This window comes from Clostridium subterminale (assembly GCF_039521425.1).
GTDB classification, from domain to species: domain Bacteria; phylum Bacillota; class Clostridia; order Clostridiales; family Clostridiaceae; genus Clostridium_J; species Clostridium_J subterminale.
On record NZ_BAAACI010000006.1, the window covers coordinates 770,532 to 794,939 of the forward strand.

Consider the following 24,408-nt stretch of genomic DNA (forward strand, 5'->3'; position numbering starts at 1 on the left):
CCTTTATATTTTAAGTAATCATAAAGAATTCTTTATTTTTAAGATCTTTTCATAAATTCTTCAATTTCATCAACAGTTTTTATAATTCCATCAGATAAGACTTTACAGCCATTTTTAGTTATAACTACATCATCCTCTATTCTTATTCCTATACCTTCTTGAGACAAATATAGTCCAGGCTCTACAGTGAGCACCATGCCTTCTTCAAAAGGAGCATCATAGTCCTCAACATCATGAGTGTCTAAGCCTAGATGATGACTTACTTGGTGATAATAATAATTAGATAATTCACTTTCATCTTTTATTATACCAAGGTTAATTAATCCTTCTGCTAAAGCTTTTTTTGTAACCTCATTTATTGATATAAAAGTATGACCTGGCTTAAGGGCTTTTATAGTTTCAAGTTCAGCATTTAGAACTATATTGTATATTTGTTTTTGTCTCTCAGTAAATTTACCATTTATAGGGAAGGTTCTAGTTATATCTCCATGATAGTAATTCCAGGCAGCACCAACATCGCATAAAACTAAAGAATTATTTTCAATTTCGCAATTATTCTGTTCATAGTGAAGTATAGTGCCATTTTGTCCACTGGCAATTATGCTTGGAAATGAAAAATCCTTAACACCATTGTTTTTTAATTCAAAATCAAAATAGGATTCTAATTGATACTCCATAATATCAGGCTTAGCATTTTTCATCATAGCCTCTATTCCTAATTTAGTTTTTTCTATGGCAACCTTTATTTCTGCTATTTCTTCTTTTTCTTTGCACATTCTTAGAATGGATAACTTAGGATATACATTATGTATAAAAACTTGAGAATATCTTTCTTTTAAGTCTTTGGCAAAGCAACCATTAGGGGTTAAATCATCTTCATAGGCATCTTTTTCTAAATCTAAGTATATATGGACTAAATTTTTAGTTGATATTAGACTATTTAAATCTCTTTTAAAGTCATCTATAAATCTTACATCATCTATTCCAGATACTTCTTTAGTTGTGTCCACATCAATACTTTTACCTATCCACTTAGATCTTTTTTCATCGCATTGCCTAATATATAAGCGTTCATCCATATTTCCATTTTTGTCTTTAATAACTACAAGGTTTATATATTCCTCATCAATTCCACATAAATAATAAAAATTTCTGTTTGGTGTGAACTTATAATTATAGTCATTTGATTTTTTAGGTGCTCTTCCTGCAAACATTATTAATATAGAACCATTGGCTAACTCCATTGATAACTTAAGCCTATTTTTCTTGAAAAAGCATTTATTCATTTCCAACAACCCTTTCATTAAGTAATAGATAATTAGATAAGTTTAAGTAATATAAAATTTTTTATAAAAAAGATGGTCATATAATAATAGTAACCTAATTTTCGTCTATAGTAAATGATTACATATGTGGAAATATAAAAATTTATTCATGGATATAAATAAATATTTTCTTAAAGATATACTTAATATACATGTATATGGTAAAATGTTACCTATAAGTAAAAATATAAAAATAGTTTTGCTGAAATCTTACTATTATGATATTGGAGGTGAATAAGTGGCAGAGTATAGAGAAATTACTTGTGATATAGCATGTAATAAATTAAAAAGAAAAGTTCCCTTTGCATGGGATTTAAATATATATCGAGGATGTGAGCATGGCTGTAAATATTGTTATGCTATATATTCACATCAATACTTAGATTCGGATAAATATTTTGATGATATATATGTAAAAACTAATGTAGTTGAGCAATTGGAAAAGCAACTGAGTAGTCCTTCATGGAAAAGGGAGGTTGTAAATATCGGAGGAGTTACAGATAGTTATCAACCAGCAGAAGCTAATTATAAACTGATGCCAAATATATTAAAACTTATGATAAAGTATAAAACACCTTGCATTATTTCAACTAAGTCCGATTTAATTTTAAGAGATTATGATTTAATTGACGAACTTTCTAGAGTTACCTATGTGAATGTAGCTGCTACAATTACTTCTATGGATGAAAATATACGTAAACTAATTGAACCAAATGGAGTAGCATCTTTAAAGCGATTTGCAATGCTAAAGGAATTTAGTAAAACAAATGCTTCTACAGGACTTCATTTTATGCCAATTATTCCATATATAACAGATACTTTTGAAAATATAAATTCCCTATATTTTCATGCTAAAGAATGTGATGTGGATTACGTTCTTCCTGGAACTCTTTATTTAAGAGGGAGTACAAGAATAGTATTTTTAGATTTCATAAAGAAAGAATTTCCAAAGGTATATGATGACCTACTATTATTATATAAAACTGGTGGAGCAGATAAGGAATATAAAAATAATTTATATAAAACAGTAAATGCTTTGAGAGAAAAATATGGCTTATCAAGTAGTTATTCAAAGCCAATGCAAGAAAAATTAAATCAAGAAGGCCATACTCAATTATCAATCTTTGATAAGGATGGGGAAATACAATATAAATAATAAATTAATAAAAATTTCAGAGTCATAGAAAGGTATTATAATTATGATGAAATTAAAAAATGACCATGAACTTATAATTAGAAAAGCAACAGTTGAAGATGCTAATGAAATTGTAATGTTGGTGAAACAAGTAATGGGCGAGGTAAGTTTCTTCCCTAAAGAGCCAGACGAATTTGACTTAACAGCTGAAGATGAGGCAGAATATATTAAAAACACATCTTTATTTTTAGTAGCAGAGATAGATGGGAAAATAGTAGGTTCTACTACATTACAAAAGGGTAGCACTAAAAGGACAAGTCATGTTGCAGATTTCGGTATAACAATTTTAAGGGAATACAGTGGGTTAAAAATAGGAACTTTATTAATGGAAGAGATTATAAAATGGTGTAAAGAAAATCAAGTTGAGAAAATTGAATTAGAGGTTTTTGAAGAAAATACACCAGCTATAGCACTTTATAAAAAGTTCGGATTTATTGAAGAAGGAAGAAAAAATAAAAACATAAAAATCAAAGGTGAATATAAAAACACATTGTTACTAGCTAGCTTCTTAAAATATAGTTAGATATACTTTCTTAAAGGGAAGTCTGTTTTGAGACTTCCCTTTATTTTATTTAGCTAAAAGATTAAATAATTCTTAGAATTATTATATATTAGTAGTTATAATAATTTTTACTAACTTCTAACTAGATGCATTATCAAATTATCTCTATACTGACCTTCATGAAATTCTCTTTTTTCAAGGATTTTAATAGCCTTGAATCCGCATTTTTCATAACATTTAATAGCACGACTATTCCACGTTTGAGGATCTATCAGAATAACATCAGCACTTTTTACTTCAAATAAGTATTTAGTTAAAAGCTTTATGGCTTTGGTGCCAATTCCTTGGTTTTGGTACTCTGTCTCACCTATGAATACATCAATTCCATAAAGAGTATCATAGTTTTCAACCCCAAGGTCTTTCTTCTCATTTTCATAATAATATTGAACATATCCAATGGGTTTTTGATTAAGCTCAATGATACATGGAGTAACAGATTCTTCACCTAGAATCCTTGGAGAGTATTTTTCTTTTATTCTATCTATGTTAAAGGTATTATCTCTACCTTCATAGTAGAAAAGAACTTCAGGGTCACTTAACCATTTTGCCATTAAGGCATAGTCAAAAGCTATATCCTCCATCTTTCGAATTAAAATTTCATCAGATGTACATAAAATTTTATGATTTTCGCTTTCTTTATTTAATATTAATTTTTTTATTTCTTTCATTATATTATCCCCCTAAAATTTAATAGAGTTATTAAATATATTTACAAAATTATATAAGGAGGACCTCTTGGAAGCTTACTACTAAAGAATACATGTTATCTAGGAGGTTTCAAAATAATTGCTTTAATACTTTCCATAATAGTATTAACTCCTCTCCTTGTTTAATAACTTTTTTGATATATGATTGGGATATTATGATTGTAGCTAATTGCTAGTTAATATATGTTAAATAGCTTAGTAATTTATAAGTCTATTATACTATTATTTACCATATTGTAGTATCTATATTTAATTTTAAATACATTTTTGAAATTAATGAAACTAATTAAAGAGTAGATTTAAAATGAAAAGCTATATCAATTCTTTATAATAATACGGGTGGAAAATATTTGTAATAAATTTAAAAGTTTTGTATAATAAAAAAATAAATGGCTGATAATAAGGTGAAATTTACTTGTAAAAAGGTTTAATTTTTAATGTATTAGATTATTAAGTTGTAAGAAGGAGTAATTAAAATGATTAATATACGTAAGTATGGAAGTAACCCATATAGTATAGTTGTTATTCATGGTGGACCAGGTGCCCCAGGTGGAATGGCACCAGTAGCAAAAAAACTATCAAAAAAGTATGGGGTTCTGGAACCTATGCAATCAGAAGACTCTATTGATGGACAAGTCTTTGAGCTTAAAGAATTACTTGAAAGGAATGGAGAATTCCCAATAATATTAATTGGACATTCATGGGGAGCATGGTTAAGCTATATTTTTGCATCAAGATATCCTAATCTAGTTAGTAAGATTATACTTGTTGGAAGTGGATCCTTTGAGGATAATTACATTTCATCAATGAATAGTAAAAGAGAAAATAGACTTACAGATGAAGAGAATTTAAGAGTTAGAGTATTATTTCAACTATTAAATGAATCTAATAATCAAAATAAAAAAGAAGTATTACGTGAATTTGGAGAACTAATGGCAAAGGCGGATTCCTTTAGTCCTATTTGTATTGAAAATGAATCTCTAGATTTTCAACCAGAGGTTTTTCAAAATTGTATGAAAGAAATCAATAAATTGAGAAGTAGTGGAGAGCTTTTGGAGCTTGGAAAGGTGATAAAATGTCCTGTGATTGCTATACATGGTGAATATGACTCACATTCCTTTGAAGGGGTTGAAAAGCCCTTATCAAAAGCTATAAAAAATTTTAAATTTATACTATTGAAGGACTGTGGACATAGCCCTTGGAATGAAGTTTATGGTAAAGATAAATTTTATGAAATAATTTTCAGTGAGTTAGATTCAAGATAAAAGCACTAATTTAAGGGGAGAATTAAAATGAGAAGGAATGTTTATGAGCAGTGCCCTATATTTAAAAATGATTTTATTACATTAAAAAAGACAACAACTATAGAAGCAGGGGAATTACTAAAGTGTTATTCAGATAAAGAGGCTGTTAAATTCTTCAATTCTGATAACTGTAATGGTGACGATTTTTATTATACAACAGTTGAAAGAATGGAGCAGGCAATTAAATTTTGGGATTTTTCCTATGAAAATAAATACTTTGTGAGATGGACAATCACTTTGAATGACACAGATGAAAAAGTTGGTACTATTGAAATGTTTAGAAGACAGGCAGAAGATGAGTTTAACGATTATGGAGTATTGAGAATAGATTTGCAGAGTAAATATGAAAAACAAAAATATATAGATGATATTTTAGAAATTGTAAATGAGAATTTTTTTGAGCTATTTAATGTTGAGCAAATTCTTACAAAGGCAATTCCAAATGCAACTGAACGTATTGAGTCATTAAAGAAAAAATCTTATGTTCCGCTAAATAGAAAAATGATGATGTATGGTGATTATTTTATGAGAACCAAAGCATAAATTTTAAATTAAATAATTTTAATATGGGAGGAAAGTTATGAGTAAATTATCTGATTTACCTAATATAGGCAAGAAACTAGAAGAGCAACTTAATGAAGTTGGAATAGAGACTATTGAGCAATTAAAGGCTGTAGGTAGTAAGCAAGCATGGCTAAATATTAGAGCTATAGATAGTTCTGCATGTATTAATAGATTATGTGCCTTAGAGGGAGCAATACGAGGAATCAGATGGCATTCTCTTTCAGAAGAAGTAAAAAGGGATTTAAAAGCATTTTATAATACAGTTACTAGTTAATTAGAAGGAGAATTAATATGATGATAAAACTAGGATGTAATTATTATCCAGAGGTTGTAGAGCTTGTTGAAGAAGGTAGAATAGATATAGACTATTTCAAAGTAACATCAAGTATCTTAATGAACAGTTTTATAATTTAGATTTTATATCTTTCGAGAATGCTGATGGAAATCCTTATATGGAGAATAATAACTTTGGAATATGCATTGAACCTGATTTTATTTCTGAGATTATTTATGAAACAGATTCAGATTTCCTATTAGATATAAGCCATGTTTATTGCTCTTCAAAAAAATTAGGCGTTAATTTCGAAACTTATCTTTATGGACTACCTATAGATAAGGTTTATGAAATACATATTAACGGATGGATTGAAACAGAAAGTGATATTATGGCACACACTAAAATAAATGAGTTAGGGTATAGAACATTGAAAAAGCTTCTAAAAGAATGTAATCCTAAAATAGTTACATTAGAATATGGAAGAAATAATGATAGGATTAACTCTAATATTCCTCTAATATCACCAAATAATATATGTAATGAGGCTAAAGAGGAGATTATAAGTCAAATTATTAGGTTAAGAGAAATATTAAACAATTATAGATAATTTAAAATATATAGTCAATGATTTATTGAAAAGCTAACAATATATTGGGTAAGAATTATGAAAATAACTCACAAAATATTTCCGAATGAATAATCTATCAATATACTTATTTCATTGATGGAGGTAATGAGTGGGATATTATATTAAAGTTGAACCAAATGTGAAAATTTATGTAGAGGATCTTAATCCAGAAGGAAAGAAAACAATTGTATTTTTACATGGTTGGCCTGGTAGCCATAATTTGTTTGAATATCAGTTTGACCAACTTCCCAAATTCGGGTATAGATGTATCGGAATAGACACCAGGGGTTTTGGAGATTCTGATAAACCTTATGATGGATACGATTATGATCGTTTATCTGATGATGTTAGATGTGTAGTAGAAGCTCTAAATCTTAGAGATTTCACACTGGCAGGACATTCAACAGGTGGAGCTATAGCTATTAGATATATGGCTCGTCATAAAGGGTATGGAGTATCTAAGCTAGTTCTTATATCTGCAGCAGCACCTAGTCTTATTAAGCGTAAAAACTTTCCTTATGGATTGGATAGAGAAGAAGTTGTTAAAATTATTGAAGGGACATATAATGATAGGCCTAAAATGTTGAGAGATTTCGGAGATATATTTTTCTTTAAATATATATCTGAACCATTTTCTCAGTGGTTCTTTAATCTTGGACTACAAGCAGCAGGATGGTCTACAGCGGCTATTGCAAACACTTGGCTAGGTGAGGGAAAATTATTTTCTGATCTAGAGACTATAAGGGTTCCAACATTAATTCTTCATGGCATTCATGATAAAGTTGTGCTATTTGAGTTAGCTGAAATTCAAAATCAGTGTATTAGAAATTCAAAACTTGTACCATTCAAATATAGTGGTCATGGAGTATTTTACGATCAGAAAGAAAAATTTAATGAAGAATTAATGAGATTTGTTGAAGAATAGAAATTTATAACATAGGAGTATTTAATAAGAAATTAAAATGTTTATCTATAGAATACCGTACTATTCATTAATGTATATACGGTATTTTCTATATAAAATTATTATGGAGGTATAATCATGGATACAAATATTGTTAATAAGCTAAAAGAAAATTTTAGGATGAGGAATATAGAGATTGAATGTTTTGAAGATTTAAGTGAAGTTAAGAATCACATATTAGAAATCATAGATGAAGAATGTACCATTGGAATTGGTCATTCAGCTACTCTTCAGAAAATGAATATAGTAGAATCACTGATGGACAGAGGAAATATAGTGTATGATAAGGAGTTAGCTAAAACTAGGGAAGAGAGTAAGATGCTTAAAAAGAAAGCTCTTACAACTGATTGGTATATTACTGGCTCCAATGCTGTAACCCTTGATGGAAGAATTATTAATGTAGATCATAGTGGGAATAGGGTAGCAGCAATTACTTTTGGACCAGATAAAGTAATTGTAGTTGTAGGTAAAAATAAAATTGTAGAGAATGTTGAAGAGGGAATAAATAGAGTTAAGAATATAGCATGTCCTTTAAATGCGAAAAGAGCGGGTTATAATCCACCATGTGTAGAAATAAATAGATGTGTAGATTGTACATCAAAGGAAAGGGTTTGTAATGTGCTTTCCATAATTGAGGGACAAGCAGATAAAAATAGGATGAAGTTGTTTATAGTTAATGAGGAATGTGGTTTTTAATATGTATTTAACTCAATAGTTACATGAAAGGTAGAGATAAATATGATAATTAGGACGGGCAATTTGAATGAATTAAAGGCTTTATGGAAAAATGAATCTCCAACTAAAGTATATTTCATTAATGAAATTGAAAAAAATAATATAGAGTTTTGGATAATTGAAAATGAGAAAGATAGTTCATTGATAGGTGAGCTTTATATATTTTGGAATTCGGAAGATAAGGATGAAGCTAATGGTAAAGACAGAGCTTATCTTTGTGCTTTCAGAGTAGAAAAGGACTTTAGGGGATTAGGACTCGGCAAAAAACTTATAGAAAGAGTTCTTCAAAGAATTGCAGAAAAAGGATTTAAAGAAGTAAGAACTGCTGCTGATAATGATGATGTAGAAAGATTAACAGCCATATATAAATCTTGGGGATTTAATGAATTGATAAAGTTTCAAAACTATGATTATCATTATATTGATAACAATAATAATCCAACCTACTATGAGATACCATTTGGACTATACTTAAACAAATTATATGAAAAAGGTAAAAGTAGAATATCATAAACCTTTTTATGATATTAGAAATAGAAAGTATTTACTATGTCTTTTGGAAAGGATTACAACTATGAAAATATTAATTATAGGGGCAAGCGGATATTTAGGAAATACAATATATAAGAAACTTAAGGAATCTAGCAATGATGATATTTATGGAACTTGCTATAGCTCAGATAATCAAGAGCTTTTACAAATCAATGTATTGAATAAATTAGACATAAAGAAGTTGTTTTCATTTAAACCAGATATAATTATTTGGAGCATTTTTGATGCTGAAAAAGAAATGTTATTATCACAAATAGGTATAAATGAGATAGTTACCAGTATTGCTAAAGATGTACGTTTAATTTATGTTTCTACTACAATTGGAAAAGGAAAGAATCAAATTGAAGATGTAATTCCCCATAAACGTATGCCTGATGAATATTTTTCAAAGTATATTAACGGTAAAATTGAAGGCGAAAGTATAGTTAGAAAGCATTCTAATAATGTAATTGTAAGACCAGGGAGTATATACGGTTATGACTATGATGGAAGAATGGATTCTAGAATGAAGTCTTTATTGGAAATTTCAAAAACGGGTAGAAGTTATTCAAGAACTGCAAATTTCTATGCCAGTTTTGTTAATGTAGAAGACCTAGCAGAGGCTATAATTGAACTTATATATAGTCATTTTGCAGGAATAATAAATATAGCAGGCGAAAAACCAGTAAGTCATTATGAGTTTAACATACATTTAGCAAGATTGATGAATATTGATAGCAGTTTTATAATACCTGATTATAAGGAAGAAGATATATATCATAATATAAGTGGAGATAAAAGAAAAACTATTATTAACACTCTAGTAAGGGATATTGAAAATTGATAAAGAAATAATTCAATGATGATTTGGTTTAATAAATTATTAATATCTCTGATTTAATTCATTATAATTGTAGAAGTAAGCTTACCGATGCATGGAAATGTTGAAATTAATATGGTTTTCTATTGAGTATTATAACTTGATTATATAGGAGGTTTTAAAGTGAATAATTATATAATTGATAGAGTAAATCAAAATCATATAAATCGAATTGTAGATATTTATAATTCAAATAAAACTTTTTTATACAGGCATATGGGGATTTCAAGTGTTTCTAAAGAATTTATACTTAATGAGATTGAACAGATGAAAAAAGTTGGTTTCAATTCAGTAATAATAAAAGATAATAAAAGGGAAATAATTGGACTGTGTGATTATAGCAGTGGTGATGAGGTATATTTATCTCTATTGATGATTGATGATAAATTTAAAGGCAAAGGAGTAGGAAAATTAATTTATAATCAGTTAGAGAAAATGTTCAAATCTGAGAATGCCAAACGTATTCGAATAGATGTTGTATATGAATATGAGGAAAATGTACTTGGCTTTTGGGAAAAGCAAGGTTTTATATCTAATGAAAAAATAGAATTAGAATGGAATGGATATAAATCTAATGCATACAAAATGCACAAAATTATAAAATAAAAACCAATGTAAGCTACTTTAAAAACATAATTCCAAGGTGGTATAGAAGTTGATATATGATGAATTAAACAGGATGCTGATACAACCTATAATATAATAAAGTTATTATCATATATAGATATTAGTAGCATGTAGGAGAAAATATATTAAAAAGATTTTAGAAACTAAAAGAATTTATTTAAGAGAAATGACTGAAGAAGATTATGAAGATATTTGTGACATTTTACAGGATACTGAAACTATGTATGCCTATGAGCATGGGTTTTCTGATGATGAGGTTGAAGAGTGGCTAAACAAGCAGTTCTATAGATATAAACAATTTGGATTTGGACTTTGGGCAGTTATAGATAAGGAAACTCAGTGCTTTGTGGGACAAGCAGGTATTACAATTCAATGTGTAGAAGGTAAAGAAGAACTAGAAATAGGATATTTACTTAAGAAAAAGTATTGGCATAGAGGATATGCCACGGAAGCTGCAATTGCTTGCAGAGATTATGCATTTAATTATCTTGATAGAGATAGAGCTATAAGTATAATTAGAGACAACAACTATTCATCGCAACAGGTTGCTAAGAGAGTAGGTATGACCAAGGAAGGGGAATTTGTAAAGCAATAATATAATATTGAGATGCCTCACTATGTGTATGCTATAGAGAAAAATAAATAGTATAAAGTAAGATTTTTTAAAGATTAAATTTGAGAGATAAATTTTTATTCAAAGACTATGCAAAGATAAAAACTAATATATAAACTAACTAAAAAAATAAGTATTAAACATTAAAGAAAAAATATGTATAATTATGGGATGTGTAATATTAGGGATTGTATTTTCCATTGTTAGTCAATTACAGAGAGATATTGCACGCATTAATGCAAGCTTATATAGGATTGAGAAACATATAGGAGTAAAAAATCCAGAAGTAGAAAATATAGATGAAGAATTAAGAGAACTTATTTCACAAGGAAAGAAAGTTAGAGCTGTTAAAAGATACAGAATAGCTACTGGTCTTGGTTTAAAAGAAGCTAAAGAGTATGTTGATAGATTAAGTGAGAGATTATAATATAAGAATTTAATTATGAATTAGTATTGACTCTACCTTAAGGGGGGAGTTTATAATAACTCCGAGGGGAGGTAATATCTTGAAAATAAGTGAGGTTGCTGAAAGAACAGGAGTAACTGTAAAGACATTACTTTATTATGACAAGATAGGCCTATTGAAACCAAAACAAAAAACTGAATCTGGATATAGAATTTATTGTGAGGATGATTTTTTAAAACTTCAACAAATTACTACTTTGAAATTTATTGGCCTGTCATTGAAAGAAATAAATCAGGTTTTATATAATAATGGAGAAAACCTAGAAGATATGATTGAAATTCAAAAAAAGTCATTGAAGGAAAAGAAAAAGCATATTGAATCAGTTATAACTGTCTTTAATAAGGCTGAAAGTCAAATAAATAAAGAGGGATTTTTAGATATTTATAAACTCATTGATATTATCAAGATAACTAATATGGAAAATAGGGTAAAGGATGAATATAAAACAGATGAAATGTTGAATTTGAGAGGAAAGCTACATAGTTATAATATCAATAAAACTGATTGGACCAATTGGTGTTTTAATCAAATGAAGTTTCCTAAAAATGCAAGAATATTAGAATTAGGCTGTGGAACAGGTGACTTATGGTATAAGAATAATAGCAATATAAGTGACAATTGGAAAATTACTTTATCAGATTTCTCAAAGGGAATGCTACTTAGTACTAAAAATAGATTAAATGATATAGAGCATAACTTTTTATATGAAGAGATTGATGCACAAAACATTCCATATAAAGACGAAAGCTTCGATGTAGTTATTGCAAGACATATGCTATATCTTGTATCAGATATGGAAAAGGCTATAGCGGAAATAAAAAGAGTACTTGTTAAAGGTGGAATATTTTATGTAACAACTAACTCCTGTGAAGCTATGACTGAGTTAAATGTGCTTATGAAAAATTTTGATTCTAAACTTGAACTACATGATAATGGTATGTGTGAAAGATTTGATTTAGAAAAAGGACAAACTTTGCTTAAAAAGTATTTTAGTAATGTTAATGTTAAGATTTTAGAAGGTAAGATCATAGTAGATACTGCTGAACCAGTGGTTTCATATAAGGCATCTACAATAAAAGGGAGCTCTATTCTTGTAGGAGATAAGAGAAGTAAATTGGAAAAGCATATAGAGAGCTATATTGAGAAAAATGGTAATATTTCAATAACTACAAAGGCTGGTATTTTAGAAGCAATAAAATAAAAATAGATTGGGGAGGTTATTATGAAAGATAAATTTCTATGTGTTATGGCACAATATGTAGATATTGCGAAGTGAAAATTTAAAAATGTTCTTTGAAAATTGAATAGTGCTATATTTACAAAATATGTTATAATAACTTTATAATAGTATTATTGTGCGAGTTACTAGTTTATCAAACTACTCAATAAATAGGAATTTGTAGTGGAGATTATTTATATAACAGAAAGGGCGAAAAAATGAGTGTAATAGGTAGAATGTCCGAAATTATCGGTCTTGAACAAATAACAGATAAAATAGAATTTGTTTACAATTCCGTTATTGATTGTGATGCCTATATAAGAAATAAAATTAAATATGAAGTAAACGGTCGTATCATCCCTGCATTCCTGCTTATTCCAAAAGGTGAAGCACCGTTCCCAGCAGTTTTGATTAATCATCAACACCATAGTCAACGAAATTGGGGCAAAAGTGAAGCTTGCGGATTAGTTGGTGACCCATTACAAGATTTTGGAAGTAAGCTTGCTTGTGCGGGTTTTGTAGTAATTGCTCCAGATGCAATATGTTTCGAGGAACGAAGAGTAAATGCGGTAGGCACTGAAGAAAATCACACAGAAGATGAATGGAATCATTTCCTTGCCCTATGCATGGTATTTTGACAGGAGAAACCTTGGCTAAAACTTCCATAGAAGATGCTATAGGTGCAGTAAGTGTTCTTAACGGTTTGGATATTGTGGATAAAACAAAAATTGGTTGCTTAGGACATTCTTATGGGGGGAACACTACATATTTCGCAACTGCTTTTGACAAAAGAATAAGCTATGCCATGTCAAGCGGAAGCATTGTCAGTTATAAACATCGTATGGATAACTCAACAGGAATAGAAATGTCTAGTATTATACCTGGATTTCTTAAAGAATTTGAAATTGTTGATGTAATAAAAGAAATAGCACCGAGAGATTTCTTAATTATTTGCTCTGATGAAGATAAGTATTCAAAGGATGCACCACAAATTTATAAAATTGTAAAAAAACACTATAGTTCAAGAAATGCAGAAAGAAATTTGCAGATAAAGCAATATAAAGGTGGTCATCAATTGACACAAGAACGCTTTGACTATATTTTAGAATGGATTACCAGCCACGCCTAAGGAACATAATACGAAGTTCGATAAATTCCAATTTATCATTTGAATTTAATAAACAATTTTGTTATATTATGAAAATAAAATCAAATATTAAATTAATATCAATACCGTACTATTCAAAATGAATATGCGGTATTTTTTAGTGCGCAATTCAAGTAGATTGCTACTTAAATATATAATTTTTCTTATTAAAAAGGTCATAATTTAAAAATGCTAGATATGACGATAGTATTCTTAGGATGTGTAAGTTATAACCCGATATCAGATGTAGCAAGGGTAAGGTATTAGGCTAATATAAGAAGAGTCAATTTGATAAAAGGCAAAGCAATGTAAAAAACTTCTATACGGTATATAGCTATATTATTATCCTTTAAGCTAACAAAGCTTTCAACAACCTCTATTGTATCTGCATTAACTAATTCAATAAATCTTTATCTTATAAACAAGAAATAATAGAATCAACTTGATTATATGTAAAATATATACAGAGGATTCGAATATATGTTATAATTTGAATATGTTCGAAAAGAATATGTATATAGATGATGAAAAGTATTTATCATTTATTTTAAGAAGAAATATAATTATGACACTATTGATTATAGAGATAAGAGAATGTTAGCAAATGGATTAACGAGGGGTTAGAATATGGAGTACATGGGAAATAAAGAATACTGGAATGATAAATTTGAAAATCGAAGTGACAAACCATTAAGTCCTGAAAAATCAATAATTGAAAATGTAGGATACTTTAAAAAAGGATCTGTTCTTGATATAGCATGTGGAGATGGTAGGAATACTTTATTTTTTCTTGAAGAAGGATTTCAAGTAACTGGAATTGATTTTAGCAATAAAGCACTTGAACGTTTGAAGAGATTTGCTAAAAGAAGTAATTATTTTGTTCATATAAAACAAGTTGATTTAAGTGCAAAAAGTTCTTTGGAAAATATTGGCGTATTTGATAATGCTCTAATTAACCATTATAGATTAAGTAAGAATCAACTTGAATATGTTGGAGACTGTATAGCTGATGATGGTATTTTATTTGTATGTGGTTTTGGATGGAAGCATAGGGTAGATACTAAAATTAGAAAAGAAGACTTGATTCAGCAAACTGATTTTGAAGTTCTAAATAAGTCATTTAAGTTAATTAAATATAGTGAAAGTCAAGATGATAGAGGATTTATTGTTACGTATATTTTCAAAAAGATTAAAGCTTAATATACAATGGATGAATAGAAAAAATTATATATGTATTTAAACATCAAATTGTCTTATTATCATATTTTACTAGAAGATCCAGGGGGAAACACTATTGGAATAACAGGAAGATATTTTAAAGAGGTGAAATAAATGTATTTGGAGATGATTGATAAGGTTAACTTATATGTAAAAAAGTCAGGACAAGGTATTCCATGTATATTTGTCCATGGTGGACCAGGGGAAGGAAGTCTTGATTTTGAAGTGTTAGGTGGAAATGACTTAGAAGATTTTATGAATATGATATATTTTGACCAAAGAGGAAGTGCAAGATCAGAAGGAGACGAGGAAACTGATTATTCTATTGATAGACTTGTAGAGGATATGGAAGAAATTAGAATGAAGCTAGGTATATCAAAGTGGATAGTGATGGCTCATTCCTCTGGAGGGATTATTGCAACAAATTATGCTTATAAGTATGGAGAATTTATAGACAAGCTTATTTTATTAAATGTTAGTCTTAGCATGGAAGATTCCTTTAAGAGTCAGATATATTATGGAGCAAAACTATTAACTGAGTATGAATTAAAGAGCATAGATGCTAAATCTTATATGGAAAAATGGCAACAGATAGTTACTATACTTATTAAAAAAGATATATTTTATAAACTGCAATATGAGGAATATGATAATTTTATAAAATTAAGAGAAGTAAGTAATACAATAGATAGTTTTAATGCAACCATGGCAAATCAGGGACTTAGCAATAAAGAGTACTTTAAAAGTTATTTTGACCTTACAAAGAAAATAACCGTTCATGTTCTTGTAGTAACTGGAGATGAAGATTATGCCGTAGGACCAGATCATCATAAAAATTTTATGTTTCCTAATATGAAGACTAAAATTCTTTCGGGAAAGCACATGTTATATATGGAGAATAAAATGGAAATTAAATCAGTTATTGAAGCATTTGTAAAGAGCTAATTTAAGTAACAAAAGCGCTGAAAATCGCATGAACAGAACATCTAGTTAAATAGTTATATATTTTTATATATAAATTGTTTCATATATAACTAGGTTCATATGTTAATATTTATATAGTTTCATATCTATGGGAGGATATGGACACTTTAGTAAAGTTATAAGTGAACTTTAGAAAGGAGATTAATTCATTGGAGTATTTTGGGTTAATTGCATTCGTACTAGTCATATCTCAGATGGGATATTCATCAAAAATAAAAAAATTAGAAAATGAACTAAAGATTTTAAAAAGAAAAATTAAGGGGGAAGATGCCTTGTCAAAGTTGTTAAAGGATCTAATTGGTGTGAAATGTATTATTGATTGTGATGGAGCTGTAGTATTTACAGGAAAAAATGAAATGGAATGTGAGGTTCTTGATGTAGATGATGAGTGGGTTAAGATAACCTATAAAGATAAAAAGGATGTAACTAAAGTTAGTATTATCCGTATTGAAAGTATAGATAATATAGAGATAATAAATTAGATAAACAAGTAAAATTTAATAATTATGCACCTGCTTAATAATTTTTAAGAAGGTGCTTTTTAAATTTTAGAATACTCATTCTTAAAGTGGTATATTTTCCACAGCCTAATGGTCCAACCAGAATAATAAATTCCTTATCTTTTATTTCTAAGGTAAAGTCTCTGACGGCTACAATATTTTCATCATATTTTCTTTTAACTATAAAGATTTATATATTTTGGTAGAATATTATAATATATAGTATAATCATTATGAAGATTTATACTATATGGGGATAAACAGTAAATTAGATGCAAATAGGATTGTGGGGGAAAAACGATGTTTCAAAATTTAGGAGAAAGTACAGTAACGTTAGTAATTACTATTTTAATAGTAATAGCCTTAGCTACATTATGTGTATTTCTATTTTCAAAGTTACTTGAGGGGTATAATTTAAAGAAAAAGAAGAATCAAGAAGAAAAAGTAGAAGTAGCAGTTACACTTGATGAAAAACCTGTTGATATTAAGGATGATATAAGAGAAAAAATTAATAGTCAAGTAAGTAAAGTTAAAAGAGCTGTTATAGAATATGCAAATGATACGGTAAATAACAGTATGTCTAATGTTTTAGCAACTTCTATGAAAGGAAAAAAAAGATTTGTAGAGAAACAGGTAGTCAATGAAATAGGTGAAGCTGTGAACAATACCTATGAAGATGTAATAAAGGAATCAAGAAATAAATTTTCACAGAACAACGAAGAACTCATAGAAATTATAGAAACTAAGATAAAAAATTATGTTATTGATAATAATGAAAAAGATTACAGAGGGATTAATAAAGAAATAAATGAGCTTTTAAGTGAAAGTATGACTATTTATAGTAAAGAAGTAGAACAGATTTTAACTAGACAGAGCACTTCATTAAAGATGCAAATAGGAATGAACATAGACAAGCAGTTGAAGGCTATGAAAGGAGAAATTAAAAATAGTAATAACATTAAGTTAGATGACTTTGAAAAAAACTTAAAGAGTCATACTAACAATGTTATGGATGTTTGTATAAAACAAAGTAAGAGACAAATTAATCAAATGGTTGATAACATTAATGATGAATTTGAAGAACTAAAGAAAAAAGGTAACTATGAAAAGATAAGTGAAAATATTAAAAAAAATATAGAAGAATTAGAAGAAAGCTATATGACTTCAGTTCAGAAAAATGTAGATTGCACTATAGAAATAGTAAATAGCCTATCTCGACTAGGGATAACTGATTATAAAACTATAAAAGATGATGAAATTATTGATGTTTTCAAAGAAGCTTTAATTTCAGCAAAAAGTGAAATAGATATAGTTACTCCTTGGATAAATAATCATGTAATGTATAAGGAAAAGGTTTACACCCTTATGAAAGAGGCTTTAAACAGAGAGGTTAGGATTAGGATAATTTATGGTTTAGGTTCCAATAAGGATTCTGACATTGAAGAAATGGAACGTGGTTTAGAAAGGATAGCAGATACCATTAAAGATGATTTTAATAGCTATGGTAAACTCTTTGAAATAAAGAAGGGTGATACCTGTGAAAAGGTGTTAATTTGCGATGAAAATCTTGCTCTTATAGGAAATTTCAATTTCTTATCCTTCCATGGAAAATACTCAGAAAATAAGAACTTAAAAAGTCAAGTAGTAGCAGTAATTACAGAAAAAAGAGCAATACAAAAACTTAGAAAAGAAAAAATCAAGTTTTAGTTTTACCCGATGACTATCAGCTCTAATACTCCCATCTTCTTCAAAGTGGGAGTAAAGAGCTGATACGTTCCTGTGGATAACGAATGCTCCTAAAGGACAACGACTTCTAAGTATCAAAAATACTGATACTTAGAAGTCTGTTAGTAAAGCTTCAGAGAAGCTAAGAACTCTGTTTATAGAAAGACTGTCTCAAAAGTATTTTAAGGCAGTCTTTTATTTATGTACAATATGGAAGAAGGGATTTAGCAAGGGTAACTTAGTAGTGTTATTTCTATATAATGATAAGAGGAGAGAATTTACAGTTTAGACTTTAGATTCTGTCAGTAATTTTATGAGGAGAAGTTAATATGAACATAGATTTTCATGTCCATGGACTGCTGAGCAAGAGAAAAGATTTTAATGAGAGATTTTTTATTGAAGAAATTGAATATGCAAGGCTGAGTGATTTGCATGGAATAATTATGTGTGAACATTTTAATGCTATAAATTTTAAAGAGATATATAAATATCTGGAAGAAAATTATGAATATAAAGGCAATAGGTATTTAGTTAAAGGAGTTTCTGTTTTTCCGGCTATGGAAGTTAGCATAAAGGATAAGGGACATGTTGTTTTAGTAGGAAGGCGAGATGCGATATTAGATATTCATGAAAAACTAGAGCCCTATATGGATAGAGAAAATTTAGTAGAATTCAAAGAATTATTAGATTTAGCTGATGAGTATGGATGTTTAAAAATAGGAGCACATCCTTTTAGAAGAGGACATAAGTTATGTAATCATCCTGAAGAACTACTAAAGAGACTAGATGCAATAGATTTAAATGCTAAAGATATATTCAAAAAAGGTGAAGAAGAAGCAAGAAGAGAGTTATATGAATTATCTAATAAAATAGGAGTTAATGTAATTACAGGTAGTGATAGTCACACTCCATTACAATTGGGTGGGATATATACTAAACTAGATAATCCGTGTTATACCATAGAAGAACTAAGAATAGCTATAACTAGTGAAAGCTATTCTATAAAAGTAGAGCCTTCCTTAGACTTTAGAGTATACACATCTAAAATATTAAAAAGATATTTGATTTCTAGAACTGATTATAACAAAGATATGGAGTTTACTATATAAATAGAATTCTTAGGAAAGGTGTTCATTAAAAAGAGTCAGTAGGTGAAGCGTTTGTTAAAAGAATTTTAAAGAGAGATGATTAGTATGGGATGTTTTTTGTGTAAAATTAAGAAAAAGAGAAAAAAACGAAAGAAAAAAATTAATAAATATATATCAATAGAAGAAAGATTAAAAGCTGATGAAGAAAAAGAGAAAAGAGAGGACAGGGAAGAAGAAATAAAAGAGAGAGAGGAATTAATAAGGGAAATTCTAGAGGAATACATTTTAGACATTATAGAAGATGAGGTAGATAGAAGAGGTACAATTGGAGATTTAGATGGAGAAACTATAAGTGACATTTTAAGTTACTATATGGATAATGATCCTAGATTTCAGCTTAAACTGCAAAGAGAATTAAGAAGAAAGGAAAGAAGATAATTAGAGGGTTGCATAGAAATTAATAAGCTTCTAATATGAGCAAATAGCTTGGATATAATTTCCTTTATCTTCTTGGCTGATATACTCATATTAAATAATATAAAATAATTTAATATGAGTATATATTATAAGTTTGTATGGATTTATATTAAATAGTGTATGGATTCGAGATTAGATAAATTTAGGATGAATAAAAATACATGGTATGACAAGAAAAATGTAGATATTATAGGAAGAAAAGTGGTAGAATAAGGTGATGATGAATTATTGGGAATAAATATGGGGGATAAGTATGGGGTTAGCTGAATTGTATTTACAGAATATGCCATGGGCTGCATGGATTGCAGATATAGATAAAAAGATTATATTTATTAACAAAGCCTGTGAAAAAAGTTATAATTTAAAGCTAGAAGAAGCAAAAGGTAAGACCTATGAAGAAATCTTTCCGAAAAAAGTAGCAAGTGTATATAACAAAAGAGTAAATGAATGTTTAGATAAATTACAATTGTATCCTTATGATGAAACTACTATAGACATAGTAGAAGAGTGTTATGTATTCCCAATCACTGATGATGGCGGTAACACTAATGCTATGGGTGGGATTATTGTAAATGTTGAAGAAGAAAAAAGAAGAGAAATAGAGCTTCAAAATCAAAAAAGTATTCTTAGAACTATAATAGACTCATTACCGGAGGCTATTTTTTATAAAGACAAAGATTCAAGATATATTGGTTGCAATAAAAATTTTAATGATTATTATAAGCAATTTGGAGTAGATAATGTAATTGGGAAAAATGACTTAGAAGTTTATCCAGATAAGGAAATTGCAGAGAATTTTATTAAAGTAGATAAAGAAATAATGGAGAGTAAAGAAGCAAAATATATTCAAGGAGTTACCTTGGATGAAAATGGAAATAGAATTATGGAAGAAAGTTTTAAGGCTCCTGTCATAAATAAAAAAGGTGAAGTTTTGGGAATTGTTGGATTAGCTAGAAATATCACTAACCAAAAAAAATTAGAGGATAGGCTTAGATATTTGAGTTATAATGATGCTCTAACAGGAATATATAACAGAACTTATTTTGAAGAAAAGATACGAGAATTAAATAATGAGGAGCACCTTCCTTTAGGAATAATTATGGGAGATGTAAATGGATTAAAGCTAGTTAATGATTCATTAGGACATCTAGAAGGAGATAGGTTACTAAAAAGTATATCTAGTGTTCTTAATAAAGCTTGTAGTGATAAAGGATTTGTTTTTAGATGGGGTGGAGATGAATTTATGATACTTCTGCCAAACTGTGATGAAAGCGGTTGTGAGAGAAGTGTTGAAAAAATAAGAAGTGAATGTAAGAAGTATAAACATAATTACATTGAACTTAGTATTGCTCTTGGTGAAGTGGTTAAGCATTCTGTAGAAGAAGATATTGATAAGTGTATTAAAGAAGTAGAAGAGAGGGTATATAGGCAAAAACTCTTAGAACATAATAGTGTTAGAAGCTCCATGATGAGCTCATTAAAAAAGAGCTTGGAAGCTAAGAATATGGAAACAAAAGAGCATACTGAAAGGGTAGAATCCTATGCGTTGGAAATAGGAAAGAGATATGGATTTAAGACCTCACAAATGGATGAATTAATGATAATAGCTAGACTCCATGATATTGGGAAAATTGCCATTGAGGAAGATATACTTCTAAAACCAGGGCCACTTACAACAAATGAATTTGAAGTAATGAAAACTCATGCTGAGAAGGGGTTTAGAATAATCAATGCTTCTAGTGAAATAATGAATGTGGCAAAATGTGTTTTAACCCATCATGAAAAGTGGGATGGTACTGGATATCCATTAGGCATTGCAGGAGAAGAAATACCACTTATGGCAAGAATTATTGCCATTGCTGATGCCTATGATGTTATGACCCATGATAGAGTATATAGAAAGGCCATGAGTAAAGAAGATGCTATTAAAGAGTTAAGGAAATGTGCAGGTACCCAATTTGATCCAGGACTTGTAGAGCTATTTTTAAAATGTTTAGGTAATAGTGAAGAGAAATATAAGTAAGAAATAAGTAAAGGGTTGAGAAGTAGCAAGACACTTTGATAAAGAGTGATTTTGAATAAATACTTCTTGCCCTTTTTATTTTAAATACAAATTAGATATATATCTAATTTGTATTGACAATTATCTAATACAATCATAAACTAATATTAGGAAGAAAATTTAATAATATATAAATTATGGAAAAGAGGTGTGGTTATGGATTTAGCTGTAGAAAAGAAAAAAATAGGATATAAAGACATACTTATGGATAAAAATTTTTGTTTATTTATCATTGGTAATCTGATTTCAAGATTTGGGGATTCTATTGATACCATTGCTTATGGATGGATGGTATATGAAATTACAGGGAGTACTGCATTAATGGCTTTAATTTTTGGAGTTAATGCTATTCCAACAATACTGTTTCAACCTATTGCTGGTGTGTTTGTAGACTATAAAAAGAAAAAAAATGTAGTTGTCATTTGTAATTTAGGAAGAGCCACCGTAGTAACTATCACAGCATTAATGTTTATATTTGGCATACTTAAGCCATATCATTTATTTATATTTACTTTTATGAATTCTACCTTTGAGTCCTTTGAAGGACCAGCCGCAATAGCAGCCTATCCATTAATTATTGAAAAAGAGAAGTTTGCCTATGCAAGAGCTGTACAATCTACTTTATCTAGAATTGTGGAGCTAGTAGGCCTTGCTGTAGCGGCTGGAATCATTGCAGTCATTGGTATCGGTGGTGGAATGATTGTTAATGCAGTTAGTTTTTTTCTATGTGGAATATTTATGGCTATGGTTAGATATAAAGAAGAGATTTTAAAGAAGCAACAGTTAAATATGAGAGGGTACTTCGGAGATTTAAAGGATGGATTTATATATTTAAAGACTAGAAAAATTTTAATGTCAATAACCATATTTGCCGCATTAATTAATTTGTTTATGATACCTTTTAACACTTTAGGAGTTGCATATGTAAATGAGGAGTTGTTAAAGGGACCTGAAGTAGTTGCTATGATTAGCTTTAGCTTAACTACAGGGATGCTTATTGGTGGTGCTATATATCCTAAAATAGCAGAAAAATTTAAAGGAATTAATTTATTTATAATTTCAGGGGTAATCATAGGAATTGCATATTTATCTCTAGCATTTGTACCTATGATAGGTGTTGATTTAGTCCTTTATGGAACTATCATTTTATTAGCCTTTTTATTCGGCGCATTTGCTAGTATATTTATGATGATAGTAAATATAACTTTTATGCAAAAAACAGAACAACAATATTTGGGAAGGGCAGCAGGAATACTTAATTCATTATGCATGGCAGCTACACCAGTAGGATCGTTAGTAGTAGGAAGTCTTTGTGTATTCTTAAGCACAGCTCAACTATTCTTAATATTCGGAACAGGCATGGTGGTATTATTCCTATGTCAACGTTATAATAAAAGCATGCAGGAAATTTAAGTGACAATCTAAATATTTGATTTAGTTATTGGAACTTACTCATCTGAAGGAAGAGAGAAGGAGTTTCATATGAAATATATAGTAGAGAATAACATTAATTTAATTGAGGAAGTGAAAAATACTCTTTATTTTATAGTTAATGAAGAAAAAATAGTTAACAAGCTGAAGGACAGTTTTAAAAAGTATGGCGAAGATATAGATAAATATATAAATAAGGATTTAAAAAGCTTCTTTAAATTTATCGGAAAATTTAAGACTAGAAATAAGATACCTATGGATAGACTTAAGATATTCTTTAATGATATTAGTGAAGTCCATGAAAAAACACATTGTATAGCTAGTATGTTCATTAACAATATAACCGAGGAGGAACTAATTGAGGGACGTAAGAGAATTCGCAATTTAGATTCCATGGAACTAAAGGAACTTGCTATGAAGGATATTCTATGTCAAGATGATTATCTTAGAGATGATTTTCCTGATGAGGATGATTTATCTAACCTAGATGCAGAAAAAGAATTTATGCCTTATCTTATAGAAAGATGTACTTTAGACAGTGAATCTAAGTGGTGGCTTACGGTTATTTCTCAAAATCCAAAGGAGTATTTAAGCGAACTTATTGATATGATTATAAATTCTATAGATGTATTTAAGGAAGCTTTTAAGGTTATGGAAAAAGAAGTAGAAAAGTTTATATATGATCTTAGAGCTTTAGTTAAAGAAAACCCGAAATTTATCTCTGATTCCACAGGTATTAAAATCTTTGATCAGTGGGAAGATGATATTTATATCTTTCCAAGTATAATTAGATTTAATTCAGTATCATTTTTATCAACTAGAAGCCATGTTTTTAATAATAAAAGAAGAGAATATATGTACTTTGGATGGAAGTTTTATGAGCTTTTATGTGATTCAATAGGAAATGATAATGAGGAAAAAATCCTAATTGATAGATTAAAGTGTCTAAGCGATAAAAGCAAATTTAATATTATGAAGATGCTTAAGGAAAAGTCTATGTTTGGACAGGAGATTGCAAATAGTCTATCTCTTACCACAGCTACGGTATCCTACCATATGAATGCTCTGATTTTAGCTAAATTAGTATATATGGAAAAGGTAGATAATAAAATTTTTTACAGTATTAATAAAGATACTATGGAAGAATTCTTAAAGATTTTAAATAAAGAGCTAAACTAA

Annotated in this window: 28 protein-coding genes and 1 pseudogene; 26 read left to right on the top strand and 3 right to left on the bottom strand. The window is 28.8% G+C overall.

Annotated features, from left to right (window positions below; translation table 11 throughout):
• Nucleotides 1-38: 38 nt before the first annotated feature.
• Nucleotides 39-1,286: an aminopeptidase P family protein gene (locus ABDZ93_RS12800; protein WP_343826801.1), complete on the bottom strand. Its 1,248-nt coding sequence runs from the start codon at nt 1,284-1,286 to the stop codon at nt 39-41.
• A gap of 277 nt (nt 1,287-1,563) precedes the next feature.
• On the opposite strand from ABDZ93_RS12800, the gene ABDZ93_RS12805 reads away from it, so the two are divergent.
• Both ABDZ93_RS12805 and ABDZ93_RS12810 read left to right on the top strand, forming a co-directional pair.
• Nucleotides 1,564-2,481, top strand: coding sequence for an SPL family radical SAM protein (locus ABDZ93_RS12805; protein ID WP_343826802.1), 918 nt, complete (start codon nt 1,564-1,566; stop codon nt 2,479-2,481).
• Between the two features lie 43 nt (nt 2,482-2,524).
• The gene (locus ABDZ93_RS12810) at nt 2,525-3,043 is read left to right on the top strand and encodes a GNAT family N-acetyltransferase (protein ID WP_343826803.1); all 519 of its coding nucleotides are present in this window, start codon (nt 2,525-2,527) and stop codon (nt 3,041-3,043) included.
• Between the two features lie 110 nt (nt 3,044-3,153).
• Here ABDZ93_RS12810 and ABDZ93_RS12815 read toward each other — a convergent pair whose 3' ends face one another.
• On the bottom strand, nt 3,154-3,750 hold the full coding sequence (locus ABDZ93_RS12815) for a GNAT family N-acetyltransferase (RefSeq protein WP_343826804.1): 597 nt from the start codon (nt 3,748-3,750) through the stop codon (nt 3,154-3,156).
• Between the two features lie 515 nt (nt 3,751-4,265).
• On the opposite strand from ABDZ93_RS12815, the gene ABDZ93_RS12820 reads away from it, so the two are divergent.
• The 18 genes from ABDZ93_RS12820 to ABDZ93_RS12905 all read left to right on the top strand — a co-directional run bounded on the left by ABDZ93_RS12820 (nt 4,266) and on the right by ABDZ93_RS12905 (nt 16,428).
• On the top strand, nt 4,266-5,054 hold the full coding sequence (locus ABDZ93_RS12820; RefSeq protein WP_343826805.1) for an alpha/beta fold hydrolase: 789 nt from the start codon (nt 4,266-4,268) through the stop codon (nt 5,052-5,054).
• Nucleotides 5,055-5,081: 27 nt separating this feature from the next.
• On the top strand, nt 5,082-5,636 hold the full coding sequence (locus ABDZ93_RS12825) for a GNAT family N-acetyltransferase (RefSeq protein WP_343826806.1): 555 nt from the start codon (nt 5,082-5,084) through the stop codon (nt 5,634-5,636).
• Nucleotides 5,637-5,673: 37 nt separating this feature from the next.
• Nucleotides 5,674-5,931, top strand: coding sequence for a TfoX/Sxy family protein (locus ABDZ93_RS12830; RefSeq protein ID WP_343826807.1), 258 nt, complete (start codon nt 5,674-5,676; stop codon nt 5,929-5,931).
• Nucleotides 5,932-5,948: 17 nt separating this feature from the next.
• Nucleotides 5,949-6,071: a hypothetical protein gene (locus ABDZ93_RS12835; protein WP_343826808.1), complete on the top strand. Its 123-nt coding sequence runs from the start codon at nt 5,949-5,951 to the stop codon at nt 6,069-6,071.
• A 38-nt stretch (nt 6,072-6,109) separates the two neighbouring features.
• A complete protein-coding gene (locus ABDZ93_RS12840) occupies nt 6,110-6,541 on the top strand; it encodes a multinuclear nonheme iron-dependent oxidase (RefSeq protein ID WP_343826809.1) in 432 nt (143 codons plus the stop codon).
• A 130-nt stretch (nt 6,542-6,671) separates the two neighbouring features.
• Nucleotides 6,672-7,487, top strand: a complete 816-nt coding sequence (locus ABDZ93_RS12845; RefSeq protein WP_343826810.1) for an alpha/beta fold hydrolase — start codon at nt 6,672-6,674, stop codon at nt 7,485-7,487.
• Between the two features lie 117 nt (nt 7,488-7,604).
• Nucleotides 7,605-8,222 (top strand): lactate utilization protein, encoded by a 618-nt coding sequence (locus ABDZ93_RS12850; RefSeq protein WP_343826811.1) that lies wholly within the window; start codon nt 7,605-7,607, stop codon nt 8,220-8,222.
• 63 nt (nt 8,223-8,285) lie between these two features.
• Entirely contained in the window at nt 8,286-8,774 is a 489-nt protein-coding gene (locus ABDZ93_RS12855) for a GNAT family N-acetyltransferase (RefSeq protein WP_343826812.1), read from the top strand.
• Entirely contained in the window at nt 8,746-9,636 is an 891-nt protein-coding gene (locus ABDZ93_RS12860) for an NAD-dependent epimerase/dehydratase family protein (RefSeq protein WP_343826813.1), read from the top strand. The genes ABDZ93_RS12855 and ABDZ93_RS12860 overlap by 29 nt, the downstream gene beginning before the upstream one ends.
• A gap of 159 nt (nt 9,637-9,795) precedes the next feature.
• Nucleotides 9,796-10,278 carry a GNAT family N-acetyltransferase gene (locus ABDZ93_RS12865; protein ID WP_343826814.1) on the top strand — a complete coding sequence of 161 codons (483 nt, stop codon included), beginning with the start codon at nt 9,796-9,798 and terminating at the stop codon, nt 10,276-10,278.
• A 172-nt stretch (nt 10,279-10,450) separates the two neighbouring features.
• Nucleotides 10,451-10,894 carry a GNAT family N-acetyltransferase gene (locus tag ABDZ93_RS12870; RefSeq protein WP_343827001.1) on the top strand — a complete coding sequence of 148 codons (444 nt, stop codon included), beginning with the start codon at nt 10,451-10,453 and terminating at the stop codon, nt 10,892-10,894.
• Between the two features lie 184 nt (nt 10,895-11,078).
• Complete coding sequence (locus tag ABDZ93_RS12875) at nt 11,079-11,339, top strand: ribosomal protein L7/L12 (protein WP_343826815.1); 261 nt, start codon at nt 11,079-11,081, stop codon at nt 11,337-11,339.
• A gap of 79 nt (nt 11,340-11,418) precedes the next feature.
• Nucleotides 11,419-12,579 carry a MerR family transcriptional regulator gene (locus ABDZ93_RS12880; RefSeq protein WP_343826816.1) on the top strand — a complete coding sequence of 387 codons (1,161 nt, stop codon included), beginning with the start codon at nt 11,419-11,421 and terminating at the stop codon, nt 12,577-12,579.
• A gap of 425 nt (nt 12,580-13,004) precedes the next feature.
• Nucleotides 13,005-13,235: a hypothetical protein gene (locus ABDZ93_RS12885; protein ID WP_343826817.1), complete on the top strand. Its 231-nt coding sequence runs from the start codon at nt 13,005-13,007 to the stop codon at nt 13,233-13,235.
• Nucleotides 13,220-13,726: an alpha/beta hydrolase family protein gene (locus ABDZ93_RS12890; RefSeq protein ID WP_343826818.1), complete on the top strand. Its 507-nt coding sequence runs from the start codon at nt 13,220-13,222 to the stop codon at nt 13,724-13,726. The genes ABDZ93_RS12885 and ABDZ93_RS12890 overlap by 16 nt, the downstream gene beginning before the upstream one ends.
• Nucleotides 13,727-14,371: 645 nt before the next feature.
• Nucleotides 14,372-14,944, top strand: coding sequence for a class I SAM-dependent methyltransferase (locus tag ABDZ93_RS12895; protein WP_343826819.1), 573 nt, complete (start codon nt 14,372-14,374; stop codon nt 14,942-14,944).
• Nucleotides 14,945-15,076: 132 nt separating this feature from the next.
• Nucleotides 15,077-15,907 carry an alpha/beta hydrolase gene (locus tag ABDZ93_RS12900; RefSeq protein WP_343826820.1) on the top strand — a complete coding sequence of 277 codons (831 nt, stop codon included), beginning with the start codon at nt 15,077-15,079 and terminating at the stop codon, nt 15,905-15,907.
• Between the two features lie 188 nt (nt 15,908-16,095).
• Nucleotides 16,096-16,428, top strand: coding sequence for a hypothetical protein (locus ABDZ93_RS12905; protein ID WP_343826821.1), 333 nt, complete (start codon nt 16,096-16,098; stop codon nt 16,426-16,428).
• Nucleotides 16,429-16,504: 76 nt separating this feature from the next.
• Here the strand turns inward: ABDZ93_RS12905 and ABDZ93_RS12910 are convergent.
• Nucleotides 16,505-16,636, bottom strand: a pseudogene (locus ABDZ93_RS12910) (ABC transporter ATP-binding protein); the annotation flags it as partial.
• 110 nt (nt 16,637-16,746) lie between these two features.
• Between ABDZ93_RS12910 and ABDZ93_RS12915 the strand changes: the two are divergent.
• From ABDZ93_RS12915 to ABDZ93_RS12940, 6 genes are all read left to right on the top strand, one after another.
• Complete coding sequence (locus ABDZ93_RS12915; RefSeq protein ID WP_343826822.1) at nt 16,747-18,153, top strand: hypothetical protein; 1,407 nt, start codon at nt 16,747-16,749, stop codon at nt 18,151-18,153.
• Between the two features lie 347 nt (nt 18,154-18,500).
• Nucleotides 18,501-19,280, top strand: a complete 780-nt coding sequence (locus ABDZ93_RS12920; RefSeq protein ID WP_343826823.1) for a PHP domain-containing protein — start codon at nt 18,501-18,503, stop codon at nt 19,278-19,280.
• An 84-nt stretch (nt 19,281-19,364) separates the two neighbouring features.
• The gene (locus tag ABDZ93_RS12925; protein ID WP_343826824.1) at nt 19,365-19,697 is read left to right on the top strand and encodes a hypothetical protein; all 333 of its coding nucleotides are present in this window, start codon (nt 19,365-19,367) and stop codon (nt 19,695-19,697) included.
• A gap of 292 nt (nt 19,698-19,989) precedes the next feature.
• The gene (locus ABDZ93_RS12930; RefSeq protein WP_343826825.1) at nt 19,990-21,759 is read left to right on the top strand and encodes a sensor domain-containing diguanylate cyclase/phosphohydrolase; all 1,770 of its coding nucleotides are present in this window, start codon (nt 19,990-19,992) and stop codon (nt 21,757-21,759) included.
• A 195-nt stretch (nt 21,760-21,954) separates the two neighbouring features.
• Nucleotides 21,955-23,211: an MFS transporter gene (locus ABDZ93_RS12935; RefSeq protein ID WP_343826826.1), complete on the top strand. Its 1,257-nt coding sequence runs from the start codon at nt 21,955-21,957 to the stop codon at nt 23,209-23,211.
• A gap of 69 nt (nt 23,212-23,280) precedes the next feature.
• Nucleotides 23,281-24,408, top strand: a complete 1,128-nt coding sequence (locus ABDZ93_RS12940; RefSeq protein WP_343826827.1) for an ArsR/SmtB family transcription factor — start codon at nt 23,281-23,283, stop codon at nt 24,406-24,408.

Excerpts from the sequence above, each read along its gene's own strand:
- ABDZ93_RS12800 (WP_343826801.1), bottom strand. The coding sequence starts at position 1,286 with ATGAATAAATGCTTTTTCAAGAAAAATAGGCTTAAGTTATCAATGGAG.
- ABDZ93_RS12810 (WP_343826803.1), top strand. The coding sequence starts at position 2,525 with ATGATGAAATTAAAAAATGACCATGAACTTATAATTAGAAAAGCAACA.
- ABDZ93_RS12815 (WP_343826804.1), bottom strand. The coding sequence starts at position 3,750 with ATGAAAGAAATAAAAAAATTAATATTAAATAAAGAAAGCGAAAATCAT.
- ABDZ93_RS12820 (WP_343826805.1), top strand. The coding sequence starts at position 4,266 with ATGATTAATATACGTAAGTATGGAAGTAACCCATATAGTATAGTTGTT.
- ABDZ93_RS12825 (WP_343826806.1), top strand. The coding sequence starts at position 5,082 with ATGAGAAGGAATGTTTATGAGCAGTGCCCTATATTTAAAAATGATTTT.
- ABDZ93_RS12830 (WP_343826807.1), top strand. The coding sequence starts at position 5,674 with ATGAGTAAATTATCTGATTTACCTAATATAGGCAAGAAACTAGAAGAG.
- ABDZ93_RS12835 (WP_343826808.1), top strand. The coding sequence starts at position 5,949 with ATGATGATAAAACTAGGATGTAATTATTATCCAGAGGTTGTAGAGCTT.
- ABDZ93_RS12840 (WP_343826809.1), top strand. The coding sequence starts at position 6,110 with ATGGAGAATAATAACTTTGGAATATGCATTGAACCTGATTTTATTTCT.
- ABDZ93_RS12850 (WP_343826811.1), top strand. The coding sequence starts at position 7,605 with ATGGATACAAATATTGTTAATAAGCTAAAAGAAAATTTTAGGATGAGG.
- ABDZ93_RS12860 (WP_343826813.1), top strand. The coding sequence starts at position 8,746 with ATGAAAAAGGTAAAAGTAGAATATCATAAACCTTTTTATGATATTAGA.
- ABDZ93_RS12875 (WP_343826815.1), top strand. The coding sequence starts at position 11,079 with ATGGGATGTGTAATATTAGGGATTGTATTTTCCATTGTTAGTCAATTA.
- ABDZ93_RS12890 (WP_343826818.1), top strand. The coding sequence starts at position 13,220 with ATGCATGGTATTTTGACAGGAGAAACCTTGGCTAAAACTTCCATAGAA.
- ABDZ93_RS12895 (WP_343826819.1), top strand. The coding sequence starts at position 14,372 with ATGGAGTACATGGGAAATAAAGAATACTGGAATGATAAATTTGAAAAT.
- ABDZ93_RS12900 (WP_343826820.1), top strand. The coding sequence starts at position 15,077 with ATGTATTTGGAGATGATTGATAAGGTTAACTTATATGTAAAAAAGTCA.
- ABDZ93_RS12915 (WP_343826822.1), top strand. The coding sequence starts at position 16,747 with ATGTTTCAAAATTTAGGAGAAAGTACAGTAACGTTAGTAATTACTATT.
- ABDZ93_RS12920 (WP_343826823.1), top strand. The coding sequence starts at position 18,501 with ATGAACATAGATTTTCATGTCCATGGACTGCTGAGCAAGAGAAAAGAT.
- ABDZ93_RS12925 (WP_343826824.1), top strand. The coding sequence starts at position 19,365 with ATGGGATGTTTTTTGTGTAAAATTAAGAAAAAGAGAAAAAAACGAAAG.
- ABDZ93_RS12930 (WP_343826825.1), top strand. The coding sequence starts at position 19,990 with ATGGGGTTAGCTGAATTGTATTTACAGAATATGCCATGGGCTGCATGG.
- ABDZ93_RS12935 (WP_343826826.1), top strand. The coding sequence starts at position 21,955 with ATGGATTTAGCTGTAGAAAAGAAAAAAATAGGATATAAAGACATACTT.
- ABDZ93_RS12940 (WP_343826827.1), top strand. The coding sequence starts at position 23,281 with ATGAAATATATAGTAGAGAATAACATTAATTTAATTGAGGAAGTGAAA.